Origin of the sequence: Synechococcus sp. BA-120 BA3, assembly GCF_034931285.1 — a bacterium.
Lineage (GTDB): Bacteria > Cyanobacteriota > Cyanobacteriia > PCC-6307 > Cyanobiaceae > Cyanobium.
This window is the reverse complement of the sequence record NZ_JAYGHZ010000432.1, coordinates 1-2,052: the sequence shown is the minus strand read 5'-3', so window position 1 is coordinate 2,052 and position 2,052 is coordinate 1. Positions and strand designations below refer to the sequence as shown.

Here is a 2,052-nt window from a genome sequence, read left to right as displayed (position 1 = left end):
AGCCGGCCCCGCTTCGACGGGTCGGGCCGGGTGATGCTGGGCGAGCTGCGTCGCCTCCCCGCCGCCGCCGCCGCCCGGGTGCCATGAGCCGCCGTTCTGACCTGGCGCGCTACCTGGCCTCGCGCCTGGCCCTGGCTCCGGTGATGCTCTGGCTGATCGCCTCGCTGGTGTTCCTGCTGCTGCGGGTGGCCCCCGGCGATCCGATCGACGCCCTGCTGGGCACCCGCGCCCCGGAGGCGGCCCGCGCCGCCCTGCGGGCCCAGCTCGGTCTGGATCTGCCCCTGCCCGAGCAGTACGGCCGGTTCCTCGGCCATCTGCTGCGGGGCGACCTGGGCACCTCGCTCACCAACGGCGAACCGGTGACCGGCATCATCCAGACCAGCCTGCCCGCCAGCCTGGAACTCGGCGTGGTGGCCCTGCTGCTGGCCGCCGTGGTGGGTCTGGCGGTGGGGTTCAGCGGCATTGCCCGCCCGGAGGGACGCATCGATCTGGCCGGCCGGCTTTACGGCATCGGCACCTACGCCCTGCCCCCCTTCTGGGCCGCGATGGTGGTGCAGCTGGTGTTCGCCGTCTGGCTGGGCTGGCTGCCGGTGGGGGGACGCTTCCCCGCCACCCTGATGCCGCCGGAAGGCACGGGCTTCTACCTGCTCGACAGCCTCCGGGCCGGCGACTGGGGCCAGCTGGCCGGCAGCCTGCGCCACCTAGTGCTGCCGGCGGCCACCCTGGGCCTGCTGCTCAGCGGCATCTTCACCAATGCCCTGCGGCTCAACCTGCGCCGTGCCCTCGGCTCCGACTATGTGGAGGCGGCCCGCAGCCGGGGCCTGAGTGAGCGACGGGTGGTGCTGCACCATGCCCTGCCCAACGCCCTGCTGCCCGTGCTGACGATCACCGGCATCACGGTGGCTTCCCTGATCGGCGGCGCCCTGCTGATCGAGGTCACCTACTCCTGGCCGGGCATCGCCTTCCGGCTGCAGGAGGCGATCGCCCAGCGCGATTATCCCGTGGTGCAGGGCATCGTGGTGGTGGTGGCGGCCCTGGTGGTGCTGGTGACCGTGCTGGTGGACCTGCTGGTGGCCCTGCTCGATCCGCGCATCCGCTTCTGAGCCCCTGTCCTGGGGCGAGGCCGCCGCGTCAGGGCTTCAGAGCGGCCTTCCAGCGCCGGGCGGCGGCGGCATCGAGCACATCGAGGGTCACCCCCTGCTGCACCCGCCGCTGGGCCGGCAGCAGCAGGGGCTGCTCCAGGGTCTGGAGGTATTCGGTGGTCAGGCGCAGCAGCGCCGACTGCACCAGGGCCGGGTCCACCCCCACCAGATCCTCATCGAGGCGGAACAGCACCTCGTCGGTGGGCATCAGCCGCACGGGGGAGAAATGGCTGCCCCCCTCCACCATCACCAGCCGGCTGCGGGGATCCCTGGCCTGGAGGAAGAGGCGCAGCTGCTCCTCCAGCGGCGGCGTCACCAGGTCAAGGCTGCCGCCGACCATCAGCACCGGCACCCCCAGGGAGGCCAGCCCCCGCCGCGGCCAGAGCAGGCTGCCGAAGCTGTTGAGCAGCACCAGCCCCCGCAGGTCGGCGGGGGGGGAGGAGCGCTTCGGCAGGTCGGTGCTGGGCAGCTGGCACTGCAGCAGCCGCGAGGGGTTGGCGATCGGCAGGCGGTCGAGGGCCTTGCGGCAGCGCTCGGCGAGACCCGCCTCCGGCACCACCCCCGCCGCCAGCAGGGCGGAGAGGGCCCCCATCGAATGGCCGAAGAGCACCACCCCCCGGCCCCGCACGGAGAACTCGCCCCGGCGCTGGGCCCCCATCAGCACCGCCCGTACCACCGAGGGCTGGGGGCCGGCCAGCAGCAGGAACAGGGCCATGGCCCCGGCCCCCAGGCCCAGCCGCGCCCAGCGGCCGAGGCCCCGGCCGATGGCCAGCACCGCACCCAGCAGGCCCGTGAGGTGGAACCCGGAGGCCGCCAGGGCATGGGAGAGCCCGGCGACGCGGCAGTCGGCGCGCAGCCCGGCGGGCCGGGGCCCCACGGCGCCTGTCTCGTATTCCCCTCTGACGCTGCC

General features: G+C 74.1%; 2 protein-coding genes. One reads left to right on the top strand and one right to left on the bottom strand.

Features of this window, described 5'->3' with window-relative positions:
* Nucleotides 1-83 precede the first annotated feature (83 nt).
* Complete coding sequence (locus VB737_RS16465) at nt 84-1,103, top strand: ABC transporter permease (protein ID WP_500314548.1); 1,020 nt, start codon at nt 84-86, stop codon at nt 1,101-1,103.
* A 28-nt stretch (nt 1,104-1,131) separates the two neighbouring features.
* On the opposite strand, the gene VB737_RS16460 is transcribed toward VB737_RS16465, so the two are convergent.
* A partial coding sequence (locus VB737_RS16460) for an alpha/beta hydrolase family protein (protein ID WP_500314546.1) occupies nt 1,132-2,052 on the bottom strand: 921 nt, incomplete at its 5' end.